Annotated in this window: 17 protein-coding genes and 1 pseudogene; all 18 read right to left on the bottom strand. The window is 63.3% G+C overall.

What is annotated here, in order from left to right; all coding sequences use genetic code 11:
• The 18 genes and pseudogenes from MUB46_RS08265 to MUB46_RS08175 all read right to left on the bottom strand — a co-directional run bounded on the left by MUB46_RS08265 (window position 1) and on the right by MUB46_RS08175 (window position 19,002).
• Complete coding sequence (locus MUB46_RS08265) at window positions 1–462, bottom strand: cupin domain-containing protein (protein WP_261615407.1); 462 nt, start codon at window positions 460–462, stop codon at window positions 1–3.
• 49 nt (window positions 463–511) lie between these two features.
• A complete protein-coding gene (locus MUB46_RS08260) occupies window positions 512–1,207 on the bottom strand; it encodes an ABC transporter ATP-binding protein (RefSeq protein ID WP_261615406.1) in 696 nt (231 codons plus the stop codon).
• Window positions 1,201–1,968 carry an ABC transporter ATP-binding protein gene (locus tag MUB46_RS08255; RefSeq protein WP_261615405.1) on the bottom strand — a complete coding sequence of 256 codons (768 nt, stop codon included), beginning with the start codon at window positions 1,966–1,968 and terminating at the stop codon, window positions 1,201–1,203. The genes MUB46_RS08260 and MUB46_RS08255 overlap by 7 nt, the downstream gene beginning before the upstream one ends.
• Window positions 1,965–2,960, bottom strand: coding sequence for a branched-chain amino acid ABC transporter permease (locus MUB46_RS08250; RefSeq protein WP_261615404.1), 996 nt, complete (start codon window positions 2,958–2,960; stop codon window positions 1,965–1,967). The genes MUB46_RS08255 and MUB46_RS08250 overlap by 4 nt, the downstream gene beginning before the upstream one ends.
• Window positions 2,957–3,874, bottom strand: a complete 918-nt coding sequence (locus MUB46_RS08245) for a branched-chain amino acid ABC transporter permease (RefSeq protein ID WP_261615403.1) — start codon at window positions 3,872–3,874, stop codon at window positions 2,957–2,959. Before MUB46_RS08245 ends, MUB46_RS08250 begins: the two co-directional genes overlap by 4 nt.
• A gap of 38 nt (window positions 3,875–3,912) precedes the next feature.
• Complete coding sequence (locus tag MUB46_RS08240) at window positions 3,913–5,085, bottom strand: ABC transporter substrate-binding protein (protein ID WP_261615402.1); 1,173 nt, start codon at window positions 5,083–5,085, stop codon at window positions 3,913–3,915.
• 355 nt (window positions 5,086–5,440) lie between these two features.
• Window positions 5,441–6,994: an AraC-like ligand-binding domain-containing protein gene (locus tag MUB46_RS24265; RefSeq protein WP_315902720.1), complete on the bottom strand. Its 1,554-nt coding sequence runs from the start codon at window positions 6,992–6,994 to the stop codon at window positions 5,441–5,443.
• A 198-nt stretch (window positions 6,995–7,192) separates the two neighbouring features.
• Window positions 7,193–7,456: pseudogene (locus MUB46_RS08225) on the bottom strand (oxidoreductase C-terminal domain-containing protein); the annotation flags it as partial.
• Between the two features lie 223 nt (window positions 7,457–7,679).
• The gene (locus MUB46_RS08220; RefSeq protein WP_261615401.1) at window positions 7,680–8,867 is read right to left on the bottom strand and encodes a CaiB/BaiF CoA transferase family protein; all 1,188 of its coding nucleotides are present in this window, start codon (window positions 8,865–8,867) and stop codon (window positions 7,680–7,682) included.
• Between the two features lie 52 nt (window positions 8,868–8,919).
• On the bottom strand, window positions 8,920–10,230 hold the full coding sequence (locus MUB46_RS08215; RefSeq protein WP_261615400.1) for a TRAP transporter large permease: 1,311 nt from the start codon (window positions 10,228–10,230) through the stop codon (window positions 8,920–8,922).
• Window positions 10,227–10,715 carry a TRAP transporter small permease gene (locus tag MUB46_RS08210; protein ID WP_261615399.1) on the bottom strand — a complete coding sequence of 163 codons (489 nt, stop codon included), beginning with the start codon at window positions 10,713–10,715 and terminating at the stop codon, window positions 10,227–10,229. The genes MUB46_RS08215 and MUB46_RS08210 overlap by 4 nt, the downstream gene beginning before the upstream one ends.
• Window positions 10,716–10,825: 110 nt before the next feature.
• Entirely contained in the window at window positions 10,826–11,845 is a 1,020-nt protein-coding gene (locus MUB46_RS08205; RefSeq protein WP_261615398.1) for a TRAP transporter substrate-binding protein, read from the bottom strand.
• Between the two features lie 193 nt (window positions 11,846–12,038).
• On the bottom strand, window positions 12,039–13,082 hold the full coding sequence (locus MUB46_RS08200; protein ID WP_261615397.1) for a hypothetical protein: 1,044 nt from the start codon (window positions 13,080–13,082) through the stop codon (window positions 12,039–12,041).
• Window positions 13,072–13,677 carry a dihydroxyacetone kinase subunit L gene (locus tag MUB46_RS08195; protein ID WP_261615545.1) on the bottom strand — a complete coding sequence of 202 codons (606 nt, stop codon included), beginning with the start codon at window positions 13,675–13,677 and terminating at the stop codon, window positions 13,072–13,074. The genes MUB46_RS08200 and MUB46_RS08195 overlap by 11 nt, the downstream gene beginning before the upstream one ends.
• Before the next feature lie 2 nt (window positions 13,678–13,679).
• On the bottom strand, window positions 13,680–14,681 hold the full coding sequence (locus MUB46_RS08190; RefSeq protein WP_261615396.1) for a dihydroxyacetone kinase subunit DhaK: 1,002 nt from the start codon (window positions 14,679–14,681) through the stop codon (window positions 13,680–13,682).
• A 20-nt stretch (window positions 14,682–14,701) separates the two neighbouring features.
• Window positions 14,702–16,444, bottom strand: a complete 1,743-nt coding sequence (locus MUB46_RS08185; RefSeq protein ID WP_261615395.1) for an acetolactate synthase catalytic subunit — start codon at window positions 16,442–16,444, stop codon at window positions 14,702–14,704.
• Window positions 16,445–16,885: 441 nt separating this feature from the next.
• Window positions 16,886–17,905 carry a LacI family DNA-binding transcriptional regulator gene (locus tag MUB46_RS08180; protein WP_261615394.1) on the bottom strand — a complete coding sequence of 340 codons (1,020 nt, stop codon included), beginning with the start codon at window positions 17,903–17,905 and terminating at the stop codon, window positions 16,886–16,888.
• A 446-nt stretch (window positions 17,906–18,351) separates the two neighbouring features.
• Window positions 18,352–19,002: an NHL repeat-containing protein gene (locus MUB46_RS08175; protein ID WP_261615393.1), complete on the bottom strand. Its 651-nt coding sequence runs from the start codon at window positions 19,000–19,002 to the stop codon at window positions 18,352–18,354.
• Between the last annotated feature and the right edge of the window lie 7 nt (window positions 19,003–19,009).

Below are 19,009 nucleotides of genomic sequence, written 5' to 3'. Positions count from 1 at the left end.
TCACGCCTCCTCGGACGGCGGCAGGAAATCGACCTCGTGTTCGGCCGACACAGCCACCACATCCGCCGGATTGGCGTTCGGGCCAAGATTGTGCAACGCCCAAAACAGATCGTAGAGACGCCGTTCGGGCGACACCCAGAACAGGCACTTGTTGGTGACGGTTTCGCTTTTGTTGTAGATCCCGTGCGCCTGTCCCATCGGCAGCCGTACGACATCGCCCGGCAAGGCAGCCACGTTCTCGCCATCGAGCCAGAGATCGAAACGCCCTTCCAGGATATAGAGGAATTCGTCCTGCGTCGGATGGATATGCGGCGGCACGAAGGTGCCCGGCGGCAAGGTCGCGTGCCACGAAAACGACGTGCCGGAGCGATGTTTCGGCACGTAGGTCTGCCCAAGCACGCTCCAAATCACATCGTCGATCCCCGTCCCCGAGGACGTAATACCCGCTGCCATTGTCATCATCTCTGTCTCCTCACCACTGCCGCAGATACACAGCGCTTGCACCGCGCCTTCAAACCTGCAGATACCGCTCTCGAATTTCAGGCTTTGCCAGGAGCTCGACCGTTCGACCGGTCCATTTCACCTCCCCCTTCTCGATCACCACATGGCGATCGGCGAGCCGGGCGAGCGCGTCGACATTCTTGTCGATCACCAGGATCGCCTCGCCCTCGGCTTCGAGCCTGGCAAGACAAGCCCAGATCTCCTCGCGGATCAGGGGCGCGAGCCCCTCGGTTGCTTCGTCGAGCACAACAAGACGCGGATTGGTCATCAGCGCCCGGCCGATCGCGAGCATCTGCTGCTCTCCGCCCGACAACTGGTTGCCCATGTTGTTGCGCCGTTCTTGCAGACGCGGGAACAGCCCATAGACCCGATCGAGCGACCACCGCCCTGTACGCACCCCGCGCGAGGTCGCTACGAGGTTTTCCTCGACCGTAAGATTGGGAAATATCTGGCGCCCTTCGGGCACCAGCCCGAGCCCGGCCGCGGCGATATGATGCGGAGCGGCGCCCGTCATATCGCGCCCCGCAACAATGACGCGTCCGCCGCGCGGCGGCAGAAGGCCGAAGATCGACTTGACGGTCGTTGTCTTGCCCATGCCGTTACGGCCGAGAAGCGTAACCACCTCTCCGGTCTGCACTTCGAAGGAGATGTCGAAGAGCACCCGACTGGTTCCGTACGCGTTTTGTAGCTTCTCGACGATCAGCACCCGACGGCCCCTCCCGTTTCCTCCGCGCCGAGATAAGCGGAGCGGACCTGGGGATCGGCCCGGATCTCATCCGGCCTGCCGGTCGCAATCAATGCGCCGTAAACGAGGACCGAAACACGGTCGGCCAGCGAGAACACGGCCTGCATGTCATGCTCGATCAAAAGGATCGTTTGCTGCCCCTTGAGCCTGCGCATCAAGCTCAGCAGGATATCCGCCTCCTCGCGCCCTGACCCGGCAAACGGCTCGTCGAGCAAGAGCAGGCGAGGCTGCGACGCCAAGGCAATGGCGAATTCAAGCTGGCGATGCTCGCCATGCGAAAGGTGGCTGGCCCGCTCCTGCGCGCGGTGATCGAGCCCGACCCGGACCAGACATTCCAACGCAACGGCGTTCAGTTCCCTCTCGCAGGCCGCATCGGCGAAGAAACGCAGACTCGACCCGGAACGCGCTTGTACGGCAAGCGCCACATTCTCCAGCACCGAAAAGCCCTCGAGCACCCGCGTAATCTGGAAGGAGCGGGAAATGCCGAGCCGTGCGCGTCCCGCCATGTCGAGTCGGGTGATATCGCGCCCGTCGAATATCACCTTGCCGGCATCGGGCATCAGCTGGCCGGAAAGTTGGGATACGAAGGTCGTCTTTCCGGCCCCGTTCGGTCCGATGATGGCGTGGACCTCGCCCATTTCGATATCGAGGTCGATCCCATCGGTGACTTGCAGGGCACCGAAGGATTTGCGCAGCCCGTGGATGGAAAGAAGCGCGCTCATGGCCGCCCCTCCCTCTCGCCGCGCCCCACAAGACGTTGGGCGAGCCCGGCAAGACCGGAAGGCGAGAACAGCACGACGGCAAGCAGCACGACGCCGAGGCCGAGCAGCCAATGGCTGGAGAACGTCGACAGCCCCTCTTCCAGAAGCAGCACGACGATCGCGCCGGCGACACCGCCGAGCAAGGTCCCCATGCCGCCGAGAACCACCATCACGAGCAATTCGCCGGAGCGATGCCAGGACATATAGGCCGGTGACACGAATTCCGTCTGGTTGGCCAGCAGAACGCCCGCGATCGCCGCAATGCAGCTTGCGATCGCGAAACCGAGAAGCTGATAGCCGAACGGCCGAAAGCCGATGGCTTGCATCCGCAGCCTGTCTTCTCGCGTACCGGTCAGCACACGACCGAAACGCGAGGAGACAAGGCGCAAACTGAACAGATAGACGAGCCCGAGCAACGCCAACGCGACGTAGTAGAAGACAACGTCGCTTTCCAGCAGTGCGCTGCCGAAGATCGTCGAACGTCCGGACAATGCCACGCCGTCGTCGCCGCCATAGGCCGACAAGGACACGAAGAAGAAATAGGCCATCTGGCCAAAGGCCAGCGTTATCATGATGAAGTAGACCGCCCGCGTGCGCAGGGCGATGGCGCCGGTAACGGCAGCGAAGCCCCCTGCAAGAACGATGGCGCCCAGCATCTGCAGGCCGAGATCGGTGATGCCGTGGCGCGACAGGACCGCGACCGCGTAGGCACCGAACCCGATATTCGCGGCATGTCCAAGGGTGACGAGCCCCCCGTACCCCATGACAAGATCGAGCGAGATCGCGGCAATGGCGAAAATAAGAATACGCGAGAAGGTCAGGGTGAGGTACGGGTCGCCGGCCAGCGTTACGACAGCAGGCGTGACCGCCAGCAGCGCGAAGATCATCCATGCAGCGCCCGTGCGCGATGCGAGACGTCCCCTCGACATCGACAAGGTAGCGGCGACGCTCATGCCTTCCTCCCGAAAAGACCGGTCGGGCGCACGGTGAGCACAAGCGCCATCAGAAGATAGACGAGCATGGGAGCCAGCATCCGACCGGTCGTCGAGGCCGCCGACGGGGTCAGCACCCATTGCAGGAGAACCGGACCGAAAGACCGGCCGAGCGTATCGACGACGCCAACCAGCAACGCGGCGAGAAACGCCCCGCGAATCGAGCCGATCCCTCCGATCACGATGACCACGAAGGCCAAGATGAGCATGCTTTCGCCCATACCCGGGTGAACCGACAGGACCGGCGCCACGATTGCCCCGGCGAAGCCCGCAAGCATCGCGCCCAGCGCAAAGACCACCGTGAAAAGCCGCTTGATGTTGAATCCGAGCGCCGACACCATCGCGCTGTTGGAAGCGCCAGCACGCAGCAACATCCCGGCTCGCGTCCGATTGATAAGGGTGGCAAGTCCGATCGCGATGGCGAAACCGACAAGGATGATCGCGATGCGATAGACCGGATACTGGATCATTCCGAAGAGCGGAACCGAGCCGGACAAGGCGTCCGGCATCGGCACCGATAGTGGCGAAGCGCCCCAAATCAGTCGCACGCTTTCATTGACGATCATGACCAGCCCGAAGGTTGCAAGCACCTGGTCAAGGTGCGAGCGATGATAAAGGCGGCTGAAGAGCGTCACCTCCAGGACGAGACCGAACAGCAGTGCCGCCGGCATCGCCAGCATCAGGCCAATCCAGAAATTTCCGGTGACAGCTACCAGGGTCGCCGCCAAATAAGCGCCGACCATGTAGAGGGCTCCATGGGCGATATTGATGAAATCCATGATGCCGAAGATCAGCGTCAGGCCGGCCGCCACCAGGAAGAGGAGCACGCCCAATTGGATGCCATTCAGCAACTGCAGGAAAAACAGGCTGGTCATGAGATCGCCTTGCTCCGCGGACGAGGTCCAAGCCCGCGTTACTGCATGGAGCACTCGCCCACGTAGCGATCTTGATAGTCGTCGAAGATCCGCTCCACGATGGATGTGTGGAAGCGTCCGTCCTCGCGCTGAACCACGCCGGTCAGGTAGAAATCCTGAATCGGATAATGGTTCTCGCCGAAGCTGAAACTCCCGCGCAGGCTCTCGAAGTCCGCCTTGCGCAAAGCCTCACGCAAGCCGTCCCGATCGGACAAGTCGCCCCCGACAGAGCGGATCGCGGAATCGATCAGCAACGCCGCATCGTAGGCCTGCATCGCGTAGGTTCCGGGGATCGCGCCGAAACGCTCCTCATAGGCCCGCACGAATTGCCGAGACGCGTCATTGTCCATATCCGGGGCCCAATTCGCCCCGGCCAGCATGCCCTTCGCCGAACTCTTCTGCGCGTCCAGCGTGCTTTCATCCACGGTGAAGGCCGAAAGGAACGGAATTTCCTTGAGGCCGGCCTGCTCGTACTGGCGAACGAGATTGACTCCCATACCGCCCGGCATGAAGGCGAAGACCGCCTCCGGTCGCAAAGCCGCGACCTGGGCCAATTCGGCCGAGAAGTCGAAATGCCCCATCGGCGTGAACAGCTCGTTCATCACCGTTCCGCGGTAGCTGTTCTTGAAGCCCGCCAGCGCATCACGACCAGCCTGGTAATTTGGCGCCATCAGAATGACGGACTTGTAACCCTCTCGCTCGGCATAGGCGCCCATGACCTCATGCACCTGATCGTTCTGGTAGGAGGTTACGAAGAAGTCGGGATGGCATTCGCTGCCGGCATAGTTGGAGGTCCCTGCGTTCGGACTGACCAGAAACGCTCCGCCCTCCGTCACCGGGCGAAAGATCGCCTGAAGAATGTTGGAAAAGATGGGGCCGACGACGAAGTCCACGCCCTCGCGCTCCACCAGCTCGCGCGCCCGGCCGGCCGCGATATCGGGCTTCTGTTCGTCATCGACCACGGTGAGCGCGACATCAAGGCCGCCAAGCCCTCCCAATTCGTCGACGGCGAGTTGAAACCCGTTGCGCCCCTGCTCCCCGAGCGCCGCGGCAGGCCCCGAGAGGGTAAATATCAGGCCGACTTTCACCTCTTCGGCAGCGGCCGATGCCGGCACCGAAAATGCGGTCCCGGCCACAAGCAATGCCGATGCGATACGGTGTGCAAATGTCATGTCTTCCTCCTCTTGATATCGTTTTGTCTCCGCCCCTTAGCAGCGCTCAGCCGGCCCTCCGGACTCAGCGCTGATGGTGGGCATGCGGCGGCCCATCCGGAGCCCGAAAACCCCGTTCAGGCGTGGTCCTGCGTCTTGTCGGCGAATGCCATCGGGCACGCCCCGCAATTGCCGGGCCGTTCGTATCGACGGAAACGGAACTGGCGTCTCTTCTCTTACGCCCCCGCTCGCCGGGGGCTCCCGGTCCTGTCGCGAGATTTCGTCCCTCTCACCTTCCGCGGCCAAGAACGTGCCCGATCGCGCCGGGCCTGGCGTCAGTGGCGAAAGGGGAAAGTCTTCGGGCGCGCTGCGCGCATTACGCCGGCGGCAGGAAGTCGACCTCATGCAACGCTGAGATGCGCGCAAGCTCCTCTGGATCGGTCAGACCGTCCAATTCGCCGAACAGGGCATAGAGCTTTCGCGACGGTGCGACACCGAACACGACGTTCGCGACCGCGCCGGACCGGTTGTAGATGGCATGAACGATCCCCATCGGCATGCGGACAGTGTCGCCCGGTCCGGCCTTGTGGACGTCATCCCCACACTCGACCTCGAGCTGGCCGTCCATGACGCAGATCCACTCATCCTGGGTGGGGTGAATATGCGGCGGCACGAAGGTACCGCTGGGAATATGCGCGTGCCAGATCATGGCATTCTCGGTGTGCAGCTTTGGAGTGTAGGTCTGCCCTACGACCGTCCAAGAGACCCCGTTGATACCCTCGTCAGCGCGCGTGATTCCGACCGTTTCCGACATCCTCTTGCTCCCATTGGGCTTCTGGTATTCTGAGCTTTGTTTTCTTTGCCCTAGGGTAACGTCGCGCTTCGCGGACGACTGTCCAGAATGCGCAAAATTCAGTGCGACCGGTCGAGAACGGCGCAACGTGGCGCTTGGGGCCTGACCGAAGGCCCGGCGGTAATCAATGGAAAAACGCCCGAGATGCGAAAAGCCCACGTCATAGGCGATGTCGCCTACGAGCGTTCCTTCTGGCGCCGTCAGCAAATGATAATGAGCGACCCGCAAACGCTCGTCGCGCATATACTGGGTGGGAGTGCAGCCAAGATGGTTGCGAAAAGCGAGCTGTAGCGCGCGAATGCTGCATCCTGCCGCCTTGCTGATCCGCGACAGCGTGAGAGGCTCCACGAGGTTCGCGTGTATGAAGGCCCGCGCCCGACGAACATGCCGGGAGGTTGCCTCCTGCACCGCGCCCTCCTCGAAGAAATGCTGGATGACGCTGGGCTGGCATATCAGGAACCGGGCGATCAGTTGTTCTTCGAGAACCGCCTGATTGCGGTTCCCCTCGCCCCAACGGTCAGCGCCGCGCTCCGCCGCCATCATGCAGGAGCGAAGCGCGCGCGCCCAACCCGCGACCTCCGGCCGAGTTCCGTCGATGGCGGGAGAAAAGACGATGGGTCGTTCGAGGCGGTGACCGATCAGATCCTCGGCAACCATTTGCAACGCCTTACGGCCGACCTGAACGATCAGTTTTTCGCACCCAGCCTGCCATTCGAGCCGACTGCGCAGCGAGGGATTCAGGATGACAGCCTGGCTCTCATGGGAAAGCACCTCGTGCCCGCCATTGACCACCAGCGCCTTGCCACGCAATGGGAACTGGATCAGATAGAAATCATCGAGATCACCCGGATCGATCCGCACCTCCGCGCCATAGCGCAGATAGTTCAATGACAGGGCCCGGCCACTGGCCTTGTTGTGCACGGTATCGAAGCTCCGCATCGCTCCGATACCTTCCAGCCTGTGCGGGCAGAAACTGCGGGAGACATTGGCCCGCGCCTCATCAAGATCGCGCGTTCTAAACAGCCGGTGGGCGCGTAGCGGTTCCCCACGCCCGTCAGGCTCGCCCAAGTTCGTCATGCCCCCGACCACGCTCCGATACTAGTCACGGCCAAAACAAGCGGAGAAGACGCAGCGCACAAGCTGCCGGACAAAGATCTTGCCCGATAGGCGCGCGGTTCCGGTCTCGAGCCGAGATGGTGCGCAAAAATGCCCCGAAGATACAAGTGGTGCAAACAAGAGCCGGAAGCGCTTGGTCTTGGCGCCCCGGCGTCGACGCTAATGTCCGGCCGCCAGTTCCTTCAGGCGATCCTTTCCGGCATGAATGTCCTCTTCCGCCGGACTGACACGGGCCGCAAGCAGGCGTCTGGCGATCATGTGATCCGCCGCACGATTGAGTGAATCGACCGCCACAACACGCGGCCCTGTGAAGTGCCAGACAGAAAGCTCACCGGTCTCCGGCCCGCCGGATAGCACCCATCGATCCGCTCCGATGGACAGACCAGCTATCTGCAGCTTGGTATCGCCCAGGTCCGACCAGAATCAGGGCACCTCCGAATAGCGAGCGGGCCGGCCACTCGCTATTCCTTAAGCTCACCCGACTTCTCGACGATCCGCCGCACCATAGACACGCGACCTTGTGGCAGAATTCGCGCGTTGCTCATCCCGGCAACCTGCATCGTGTCTTCTTACAACGAACGCCTGCAGGCCGGCACGATGGATGAATGACTTCTCCGGCGCCTACGACTGCACCACCCACACAGCACTAGACTATTTTTTGCTCGCGCAGACGGGCAACCTGATCCTCGTCATAGCCCAGCCAGTCTTTCAGGACCTCGGCCGTGTGCTGGCCCACGACAGGGGGGGCGTGCCGAAGCTGACCCGGCGTGTCGCTCAGCTGAATCGGAATGCCGGCCATGGTGATCTTGCCATAGGCCGGATTCTCGACATCCATGAACTGCCCCCGCGCGTGCAGTTGTTCGTTGTTGCAGATCTCCCCGATCGTGGCGACCCGGGCACACGGTATCCCCGCCTCGTCCATGGCGGCGAGCACCTCGTCCGACGTACGCGCCATCGCCCACTCGGAGACGATGGCCTCGACGTCCTCGATGCGCTGCATGCGCGCGCTGTTCGTCGCGAATCTCTCGTCCTGAAGCAGGTGTTCGTTCCCCGTCGCGGCGGCGAGCCGCGGAAACAGGCTGTCGCTGCCCGCGTTGATATGCACCCACCGGCCGTCCTTGCATTCGAAGTTGGACGCCGGCGTGGAATACCGGTCCCGGCTCCCGCCGCGCGTCAGTTCGCGGCCGGTGAGCATGAATTCGGGGATCGCCGTCATCAGAAGCGAGAGGGAGCAGTCGAGCATGGCGAGATCGACGAGCTGTCCCACTCCGGTCGTATGGCGAGCCTCGACCGCCGAGAGGATGCCGATGCAGGCATAGAGCGAGGTGACGTAGTCGATGATGAACGTGCCTGCCGGCATCGGCTGCCCACCGGCTTCACCGGTGAGCTCCATCAGTCCGCCCGCCGCCTGGGCGATCGCGTCGAAACAGGGCTTCCGGCCCCATGGGCCGGTTTGCCCGTAGCCGGAAATCCTGACGAGGATCAGCCGTTCGTTGAGCGCTTTCAGCGTGTCCCAGTCGCAGCCCATCTTCTCGAGCGTGCCGGGCCGGAAGTTCTCGATCACCACGTCGGCCTCGGCGATGAGCTCGCGCAGCAGCGTCTGTCCCTCGGGGCTGCGGAAATTGAGCGTCATCGCTCGTTTGTTCCGGTTGAACACAAGCGGATAGATCGCGTGGTCACCGATCTTCGGTGGCAGGAGCCGCGTTTCCTCGCCGCGCCCCACGCTTTCCACCTTGATCACGTCAGCCCCCTGATCGCCAAGGATCATGCCGCAGTTCGGTCCGGCGATGTAGCGCGAGAGGTCAAGGACTTTGAGCTTATTCAGTGCTTGCATTTCTTGTCTCTTACAAGGGCCTCGGGAACCGAGGGCTGCCGGGATGGGGAGGTCAGCGGTTGAAGATCAGGCTTGGTATCCAGGTGACCGCCTCGGGGACGAACATGAGGAATATGCAGACCAGCAACTGCGCGCCCACGAACCATCCGACGGTCTTGACGACTCGCGTCAGCGGAATACCGGCGATGGAGCAGCCGATCAGCAGCAGCGTTCCCACCGGCGGCGTGCACGCCCCCAGGAGCGAGACCATCACGATGATCACGCCGAAGTGGATCGGATCGAAACCGAGCGTTGCGCCGATGATGGCAAGCGGGGCCGCGAACATGATGAGCATCGCGGTCACGTCGAGCACAAAGCCCAGAACGAACATCATGATGAGGATCAGCGACAGGTGAACGTAGCGGTTCTCGCTGACCATTCCGATCGCGCCGAGAAGCCAGTTCTGGAAATCGTTCCGCGTGAGAATGTCGGAGAACAGCGTCGAGAACGCGATGATCGCCATGACGACGGCGGTCAGTATGGCGGTGCGGAACGAGGCCTCGTAGATCTTCGACCAATCGAGGGTACGATAGAAGAATACGCCGGCGATCATCGCGCACGCGACGGCGAGGACGCCTGCCTCGGTGGGCGTCGCGAAGCCGCCGACAATGCCGCCCACAATGATCAGCGGAATGATGAGGGCGATCGAGGAATCGCGGAAGGCAACGAGGAGTTCCTTCCAATAGGGCTCCCCGGAATCCTCCACTACGTGGGACAGGCGGAAATCGTAGCCCCGGACCCGCCCCAGAACGTAGGCCACCAATATGAGGACGATGCCGAACAGAAACCCCGGAATGATCCCTCCGAGGAACAGCTGGCCGACAGACAGGCTCGTCAGCGAGCCGTAGAGCACCATCAGGATACTGGGCGGAATGAGCGCGCCGATCGTCCCGGAGGTCGCGGTTACGGCGACGGCATAGTCGGAATCATATCCCTCCTTTTTCATTGAAGGGATGAGCAGCGACCCCATGGCGGCGCTGTCGGCGGTGATGGAGCCCGACACGCCAGCGAAGATCATGCTGGAGATGATGTTCACATAGGCCAGCCCGACCCGGAAGAAGCGGCCGACGAGGACGTTGGCAAATCGCACGATGCGTGCCGTCAGGCCGCTCTCGGTGCACAGTTCGCCAGCAAAGATGAAGAACGGGATGGCGAGCAGCGTGAAGGAATCGATGCCCGAGAAGAACTTGGATGTAACCACGTAGGCGATCATTGTCGGATCGAACGCGATGATGATCAGCGATGCCACCCCGACAGCAAAGGCGATCGGCATTCCAACTGCCAGGAGGGCAAAGAAGCAGATGAAGAGCAGCGCGATCGTCATGGCGCCATGCCCTCCGCAGCCGGGCCCTCATCCTTGCCGAGAACAATCCGGACCAGAGAAACCGCGGTCTGCGCGAAGACAAGCGCGCCGCAAACGGGAATGCCGGCATAGACGTAGGACATCGGGATCTCCATCGCGGCAGAGAGCTGGTCAAAGTTCCAGGTCATCATCTGAATCCCGAACTGGATGAGGACCGCTGCCAGGACGAGAACCCCGACATGGGAGATGATCGCGGCGGCGCGCCGCAGCGGAGCCGGGAGCATGTCCACGACGATGGTCAGACTGAAATGGGTCCCCATGTGCAACGCGACGCCGATGCCCAGGCAGGTGATCCAGAAATTCAGGTACCGCGTGGCCTCGCCCGCCCAATAGAAGCTGGGCAGCGACGGAAACAATCTCGCCAGGGTCGCCGCGAAGGTGATGAGCGTCATGGTGAGGAAGAGGAACACGATCACAGGTTTCAGGATCTTGACGACATACGACATTGGGTCCCCTTCCTCGTGCCTCGGTTCGTGCCGCGCCGGAGGCCGCGGACGCCGTTGGGGAAATTGAGAGTCGGCGAGACGCCGTCGCGCCCCGCCGACCGGTGCGGTGACTATTTTTCGGACAGAACTTTGTTGACCTTGGTCAGCAGATCCACCGCTTCAGGGCTGATGCTCTCCGCGTATTCCTGGGCGAACGGCTTGAGAACCTCACGGAACTTCTCGGCCTCGCCCGGCGCCAGTTCGACGACCGTCAAGCCTTCAGCCTGCATCTTCGCCAACTCCGCGTCATTGGCCTTGAGGACATCCTCCAGCATGATGTCGGTCGACCGTCGCCCGGCGTCACGCAGCGCCTGCTGGTACTCGGCCGGCAGCGATTCGAAGAGGTCGCGATTGATGGCGAGGTAGCACGGATTGACGATGTGCTGGGTCTGCACGTAGTAGGGCGCCACCTCGAAGAACTTGTTGTTGTAGGTCGTGCTCGGACCCGATTCCATCCCATCGGCGACGCCGGTCTGGAGTGACGTGTAGGCCTCGGTGAAGGCGGTCGGCGTCGGAACTGCCCCCAGCGCCTTTGCCATGCCGACATAAAGCGGCGCCTCGGGAATCCGCAGCTTGTAGCCCTTCATTTCCGCCAGCGTATTGAAGGATTCGACGGAATTGATGCTGCGCGGACCTTCGTATCCGAATCCGAGGATCTCGTAGCCCCGCTTGTTGGCAAGGACGTTGATGTCGTCGATGAGCGCCCAGGTCACCACGTTGATGTCGCGGGTTTCCGGATACAGGAACGGCAGCTCGAGCGTGTAGAACTCCGGGACGAAGCGACCGAGACCGCCGCCACCGCTCATGACCATTTCGATCGAACCGCGGCGCACCCCTTCGGATGCCTCGCGTTCGTTGCCCAGCTGATTGTTGCAAAAGACTTCGATGCTGACATCGCCATTGGTGTCTTCCGCGACGAACTTGGCGAAGTTCTGCGTCTGCACGCACATCGGATGGTTTTCTGGATAGAGATTCGAGAGCCGGAACTTGTAGGTCTGGGCGTCCGCGGAATCTGCCATGACTCCGGCGGCGACCGCGACGAGTCCAGCAGCGAGCACTGCCCTCACACCCTTGCAGGTTCTAACGTTCATTTCCTCTTCCTCTTCTGGTTGGCCCCGGGCGGTCTGCCCGGCAAATGCCCACCGGAACTACGCGGTGGTGCCGTGGAGGCTCGCGGTCAGTGGTCCGAGAGCCAGTTAGATGCCTAGTCCGTCTTCGAATCTCCACTGATGGACTGAACGGGAAGGCGCGCGTTGGCCTGCCGATGGGAGCGACGCTGCGCCATCAGTTCGCAACCGTGCAGCTTGCCCAGCCGACGGCGGTCAGCTTTCCGTCGCACAGGCGCCGGATCCAAACCTCGAGTTCGATCTTGGTCCCCTCCGCACCGGTTTCGACACCGGTCACGAGGGCCGTAAGGCGGAACGGCTCGAACACTTCGAGGGTGTTCAGGAACTTGACCCGCATCCAGCCCCCGGTGAACCAGTGGCTGCCGAACCCACGGGTGAGGTACTCGCCCAGCACGCCAACCTGCTGCTGCCCCTGCACGATCGGAATCCGAAGTTTGCCGTGACGGGCAATCGCCAGATCGTTGTGGACGTTGCGGACGTACTCGCCGAGACGGGAGAAGACGGCCGCCTGCTCCATCGTGATCGTCTTGTCGAGTGGGGCCAGGACATCGCCCGGCCGGCTGTCGCGGCCGAGGCTTTCGACGGTCCGGGCATCGGGCGGCAATTCCCCGCTCACCTTGCGGTCCGGTGTGCCGCTGCCGCGCCCTGCCAGCGCGCCCGGAACGGTGCGCAGGATTTCGACACCGCGGTGCCTGATGATCGAACGCCCGTCTTCGCCGACGGCATTCGCCTCCATCACGACATAGCCTTGCCCGCGACGTTCGTAGGCTTCCACATAGGTACCGGACAACGTCACGCGCTCGCCCAGATAGACCGGGCTGTCGAACCACATTTGTTCTTCGGTGTGAAATCCGACGGTCTTGGAGCCGGCATAATTCAGCGTGAAGAGCTGCAACAGGTCGTTGCCCAGAATGCATGCATGGCCGATGCGGCGACCGTCGAACGGACTCGAATCGAGGGTCCAGGGATTGAAGTCGTCCTGCGTGAAAGCGAAACGCTTGATCTTGTGGTCATCGACGACAATCGTCACCGGACCCAGTTTTTCCGGGATCTCGAGGTTCTCGAAGATGGGCTCCTTGAGCCCGGCTTCGAGGTCGTCCGTATCGACCGCGCGGCGCGGATCGGTGAGATCGCGCCAGGGAAGCGGCTCTGCAACGCTGCCATCTGTCTTGCCGGGAAGCGTCACGTCCCTAGTCGTCATGTACCGTCTCCTTGTTGTCCAGCAGCACAGCCACTGCGAGCATTCCGGGATCGTCACCGCCCTTGCTGCGTTCGGCGAACATCCTGGCCCGGCCGATCCGACAGGGCCTGTCGCGGATGTCGTCGAGTGCAGACCAGGCAGCGGCGGCCGCCGTCGCGCGTGTGGGAGGGCCTTCGTCAAGTGCCCGGGCGATGGCCGTGAGGCTGTCGACGACGGTCTTGTCCCCCGGAGCCGCCTTGCCGCGGGCGGACACCGCATCCCGCATGGCGGCGACGACGCGGCCCATATCTTCCGCGCCGAGCTTGTCTCCAGCCGCCTTGGCCTCTTTCGCGAACGTCATCGCCGCGGTCGCCACAAGCGTGCCGAGACTCGACCCCGTCTCCTTCATGGAAGCCTGGGCGAGCTGCAACACAGCGTCCGAGAGGCCACGTGCCGTCTCGACCCTGGCCGCCGTCATCGCCTTGATCAGGCGATTCAACATAGAGCCCGTATCGCCGTCGCCCAGCATCGCGTCGGCCGCATTGAGCCTTTGCTCCTCCCGGCCGATGGCCGCATCCAGGTCGCTGATGAAGTCGGCGATGTCGGCCGGCGTCATGCTCACGGGAGCACCCTCCAGAACGGGCAATCGGCCGGGGCACGGATCAGCGCCTCGAGTTCGCTGTCGAGCACCATCATCGAAAGAGAGGCGCCCGCCATCTCCATCGACGTGACGAAATTGCCGACCATCGGTTGGACCGCCGCGATTCCGGCATCGTCGAGCCGCATCGAGACACGGCGCCACAGGATGTAGAGCTCCTCGAGCGGTGTCGCCCCCAGCCCGTTGATCATCGGCACGACCCGGTCTCCGCGGCCGGGCGCCAGTTCAGCCACGACCCGGTCGAAGAGCTCGTCGGCAACCACATCCGCCTTGGCAACCGGCGCACGCCAGATGCCGGGCTCCCCGTGGATACCCATCCCCATCTCCATCTGGTCGTCGGGGATCTCGAAGTTCGGGGCCGTGGCGGTGGGCACGCGGCAGGGCGAAAGCGCCACGCCGACCGACCGCGTGGCTGCGCTCGCCTTCCGCGCGACCGCCGCGACTTCGGACAGATTGCGCCCCTCGGCCGCCGCTGCGCCCGCCGCCTTGTAGAGCAACACGATGCCGGCCACGCCGCGCCGTTTCTCCGCTTCCTCCGGCGCGGCGCTGGCCACGTCGTCATTCCCCAGAACGGTCTCGCACGTGATACCTTCGAGGCCGGTCATCTCGACCGCCATGTCGAAGTTCATCCGGTCGCCGCCGTAGTTGCCGTAGAGGCACAGGACGCCCGCGCCGCGGTGCGCTGTCTGAATGGCGTCGATGCAGCTCTGGACGTTGGGGCCTTCGAACACGTTGCCGACCGCGCACGCATCTACGAGCCCCGCCCCCACATATCCGGTGAAGAGCGGCAAATGGCCGGAGCCGCCACCGGTCGCGATACCCACAGTGCCATCGCCCGCAGGTCGCGTGCGCGAAACGCAGCGTCCGCTTTCGCCGCCGAGCGTCAGCTCCGGATGGGCGGCGACAAGACCGGCCAGCATCTCGTCCACATAGTCGGATGGCGCGTTGATCAGTTTCTTCATGTGGCCTGTCCCCTCGCCTCTCAGTAGTCCAGCCGCTTGTTGCCTTCGAAGAGAGTGACGGGCGGAAAGGCCCGTTCATCCGTGACGACATCGATCACGGTGGTCTTCTCAGAGGACAGGGCGGATTTCAGCGCGGGCAGGAAGGCGTGGGGATCCTCGATCCGGATGCCCTCCGCCCCGCAGGCGCGCGCAATGGCGGCGTGATCGACCGCGGTGAAATCACAGACATCGCTGTGATCGCCCCAGATCACCTTCTCCGCGTGCTTCTGGTAGCCAAGGATCTGGTTGTTGAGAACGATCAGCGTGACGGCAAGCCCCATGCGCCGCGCGGTCTCCAACTCGGACCAGACATGCGCGAAGCCGCCGTCGCCGACGACGCCGATCACGCGCGCGCCAGGCTGCGCCACCTTGGACCCGAGCGCGAAAGGCAGGCCCCAGCCCAGTCCGGCAAGGCCGCGCGGCGTCACGAAACGCTGTCCGGCCACCTGCGCGTCCAGGAAATTGGCGACCCAGACCGAGGAATAGCTGGCATCGGCGACGACAATGTCATCCGCACGCAGTACGGCATTCAGATCGCGCATCAGCCGCTCGGGGCGGACCGGCGTCATGTCCATGTCGACTACGCGGGCCACCTCGTCGGCATGCGCCCGCCGGCCGGCGGCAATACGGGCCTCGATATCGGCCCGTGCGCCGTGCCTGCGCGACAGATCGCGAGCGCTCAGGGCGTCGGCGAGCGCCTTGAGGGCAAGCTTGGCGTCCGCGACGATCCGCACCTCGGCCTCGTAGTTGCGGCCGATTTCCTGCGGGTCGATATCGATCTGGATATAGCGCGCGCGCCTGGGATAGAGATCCCAGCTGTCGGTGCCGTTCTGGTTCGTGCGGTTGCCGACGAGGAGCACGACATCCGCGTCCTCCACCATGGGGCGGAGGAACTTGGTGCGGCCGCGCGTGCCCATGAAATAGCCCACGGGCCCCACGCTCAAAGGATGCGCCTCGCTGACGGCGCCCTTGCCCATCGATGTGGTCGCGACCGGGAGAGAGGCTGCTTCCTGCAGCGCCGCCAGCTCCTCCGCGGCGCCGGAAACATGGACCCCGCCGCCGGCGATGATCAGCGGCGCCTTCGCCGCGGCAAGGAGATCGGCCGCCTCGGAGATCGCAGCGGGATCGGCAGCCGGCCGATCGAGCGGAAAGTGCCCCAGGTTTGCCTGACGGGCGTGCTTGCTCGTACCGACAGCCTCGTCGAACAGATCGATCGGCGCGATAAGCACCGCCGGGCCGGGGCGGCCCGAGACCGCCGCGACGAAGGCCATGTCGACATAGTCGTCTATACGGTCGGCCTCGCTGACGCGCTTGGTCCACTTCGCCACGCCCTTGAAGAGCTCGAGATGATCAAGCTCCTGAAACGCATTGCGGTCGGTCATCTTCCGATGAACGTCCTGAACGATGGCAACGATCGGGATGGAGGCTTTCAGCGCCTCGGCCAGGCCGGGCACGAGCAGCGTGGCCGCGGGACCGTTCTGGGCGGTCACCACCGGCACCTTGTGGCTGACGCGGGCATAGGCGTCGGCCATCGCGGCTCCGGCGTTCTCGGTGCGATAACCGATCTGGCGGATTCCGAATTCCGGCGCCGCGAGAAACAAGGCCGACGGGATCGACTGGCCGAAAATGACCTCGACGCCGTGACGTCTCAGCGCCGCGGCGAAGACGTGAGCACCAGTTGAATTGACACCCGGAGCAGTAGTGTCAAAGGTCGGGGCATTCATTTCATCACTCCGATTTTTGGGCCGTCGACGTTCATGGCCTGAGAGACAAATTGCGTCACGGATCGACGTTTTCGCGGATCAGCCATGACGCTTCAGTGGGTCGGGTTTGGGATAGCGGACACAGCGTCCGCAGCGAGGCGGTCGCGGCGGGAGACCACCTGATCGCGCAGTACCGAGGCAACGCAGCGTGCTGTGATTGGGACCGGCATGCGCTCGACCACCCACAAAGGGCACCCGTCAACGCGCCTGCGGGCGACGCGCATGCGAGACGGCAACCGTGCGGATGCAAATGTCGTCTTCATGATTTCCTCCCGGCGCCAGCCGCTCTCCGACGGCATTCTCAGGCACGGCGACGGCCGCCGACACAGCCATTCGATGGCCAAATAAAAACGTTTCGATTTCGAGTTATATGGAGACGAGCGGGGAAGTCAATACGGCGTATCAGGAGGGATCGACCGGTGCGGTCGTACCGCGGACGACCAGCCGCGTGGGCAGGATAAGCGTCTGCATCGGCTGATCCGGGTCGTCTATGCGCTTCAGGAGAAGCCCGGCCGCCGCCGCGCCGATCGCCCGTTTCTCAAGGCGGATCGTGGTGAGATCAATCGCCTTGATAGCCGCCAGTTCGATATCGTCGAGCCCCACCACGGAGACATCGCGCGGCACCCGGATTCCACGCTCCGAAAGCCCCTGAATAAGGCCGAGAGCATTCAGATCGTTGCTACCGAATATGCAACTGGGCATATCGGGAAGACTCGAGAAGAATCCGGCAGCCGCCAGTCCCGTCTCGAAGCTGTAGCGACCCTCGAAGATCAGCGATTCGGGGTCCGTGAAGCCGAGCTCGGCGGCCGTGGCGCGAAATGCGGCCAGGCGCTCCTGCGCAGAACTCGACTTGAGAGGGCCGGTCACGAAACCCACGCGCCGGTGCCCTATCCGCCAGACGTAACGCAGCGCCTCGTTCAAGCCGCTGGCATTATCCGAGCCGACATAGTCCAGCGCGACCCGCGCATCGCGTCTCTGGACCAGAACGGCGGGAACCTTCGATAAGAGGCTGCGGACCCTTTCGTCGTCCAGGTGCTGCGAAATCAGGACAAGCCCGTCGACCTGGCGGTCGATCAGCGTTCGCATCGCATTGACCTGGCGCTCCAGGTCCCCGTCGGTGTTACCGAGCAGGATCGTATAGCCGGCCCCGATCGCCACGTCTTCGACCCCGCGAACAAAAGCGGCCGCGGACGGGTTGGCAACGTCTTCGATCAGGACGCCGAACGCGAAACTTCGCTGCGCACGCAACGAACGGGCCACGATGGAGGCGCGATAGCCCAGACGCTCCGCCGTCGCCAGAACGAAGGCGCGCGTTTCAGGCTTTACGAGCGACTTTCCCGCCAAGGCGTTGGAGACCGTGGAAAGTGCCAGCCCGGTCTCCCGGGCAACATCCTTGAGGGTGACCCGTTTCTGATCCTGCACGCCAACCTCGTTGAAAGCCTCGAGACGGAGGGCGATCTATGAAATCGTTTCTATAGGATACACCACTCGTTATCCAGGACTAGGCTCTTGCGGCGCCCCTGTCGATACCTCAGCGGCACATAGGAGGGTGGCAAGCGGATATTGAACACCGGGATCCCAGGCGTGTTCGTCAAATTCTCTCAATCGCGTCGCCTCTACGGACGGACTGAAGCAACTTGGCATGCCCAATATGCGGGCCCTTTCGGCACTGCGATTTCCCTGCGGTGATCGCCGTGCGGGGATCACCCTCCTCCTGCCGCTGTTCCTCCTCGCGGCGGTGCACGCGGTCGCGACAGTGTGTCCGGCGAACTGAGCCCCGCTCGTGTGAGGCACTCCTTTCCCGGCGCCGGTCGCCGTCACCGCCCCCCTCATCCCAGAACCCGCGACGGGAGGGATCGGCCTCGCGGTCAGCGTTCCGCGTCGGCCGTTCGCGGCCTGCTGACCGCTCTCACTATTGCGCGGTCGCCGCCACCGCAGAAAAAGCGGTCGCCGCCATCGGATTCGAGGCCGGAGACGCCGTCTCCGGAAGGCATCTCGACGCTCAGGAGCACCTCGCCCGTCCGCGGGTCGATACGGCGGATATCGCTCTCGTTGTCCTGCCAGGTGCCGTGCCAAAGCTCGCCGTCCACCCAGGTGACGCCGGTGACAAACCGGTCGGATTCGATGGAGCGCAGGATCTCTCCCGTGTCCGGATCGACCTGATGGATCCGGCAGCTGCGGTGTTCGCCGACCCAAAGCGTCCCCTCCGCCCAGGCAAGCCCGGAATCTCCGCCGTTTCCGGGGGCCGGGATCGTATGGAGGATGTCGCCCGTCTCCGGGTCGATCTTCCGGATGACGGCGTCCGCGATCTGGTACAGGTACGTGCCATCGAATGCCGTCCCGGCATCTGAGGCGACGTCGAGCGTCCTCAGCGTTTCTCCACTGTCCGGATCGAAGGCGCTCAGCGTGTCTCCGCTGGCGAACCAGACCCGTCGTCCATCGAAACTGACCCCGTTCACCCCGTCGACGCCGGGGAAGGGGCCGTATTCACGAAGAATTTCTGCCGCGATCTTTTTCATGTCGCCA

This window comes from Microbaculum marinisediminis (genome assembly GCF_025397915.1).
GTDB lineage: Bacteria > Pseudomonadota > Alphaproteobacteria > Rhizobiales > Tepidamorphaceae > Microbaculum > Microbaculum marinisediminis.
The sequence above is the reverse complement of the archived record's forward strand: the minus strand, read 5'-3'. Positions and strand labels throughout refer to the sequence as shown.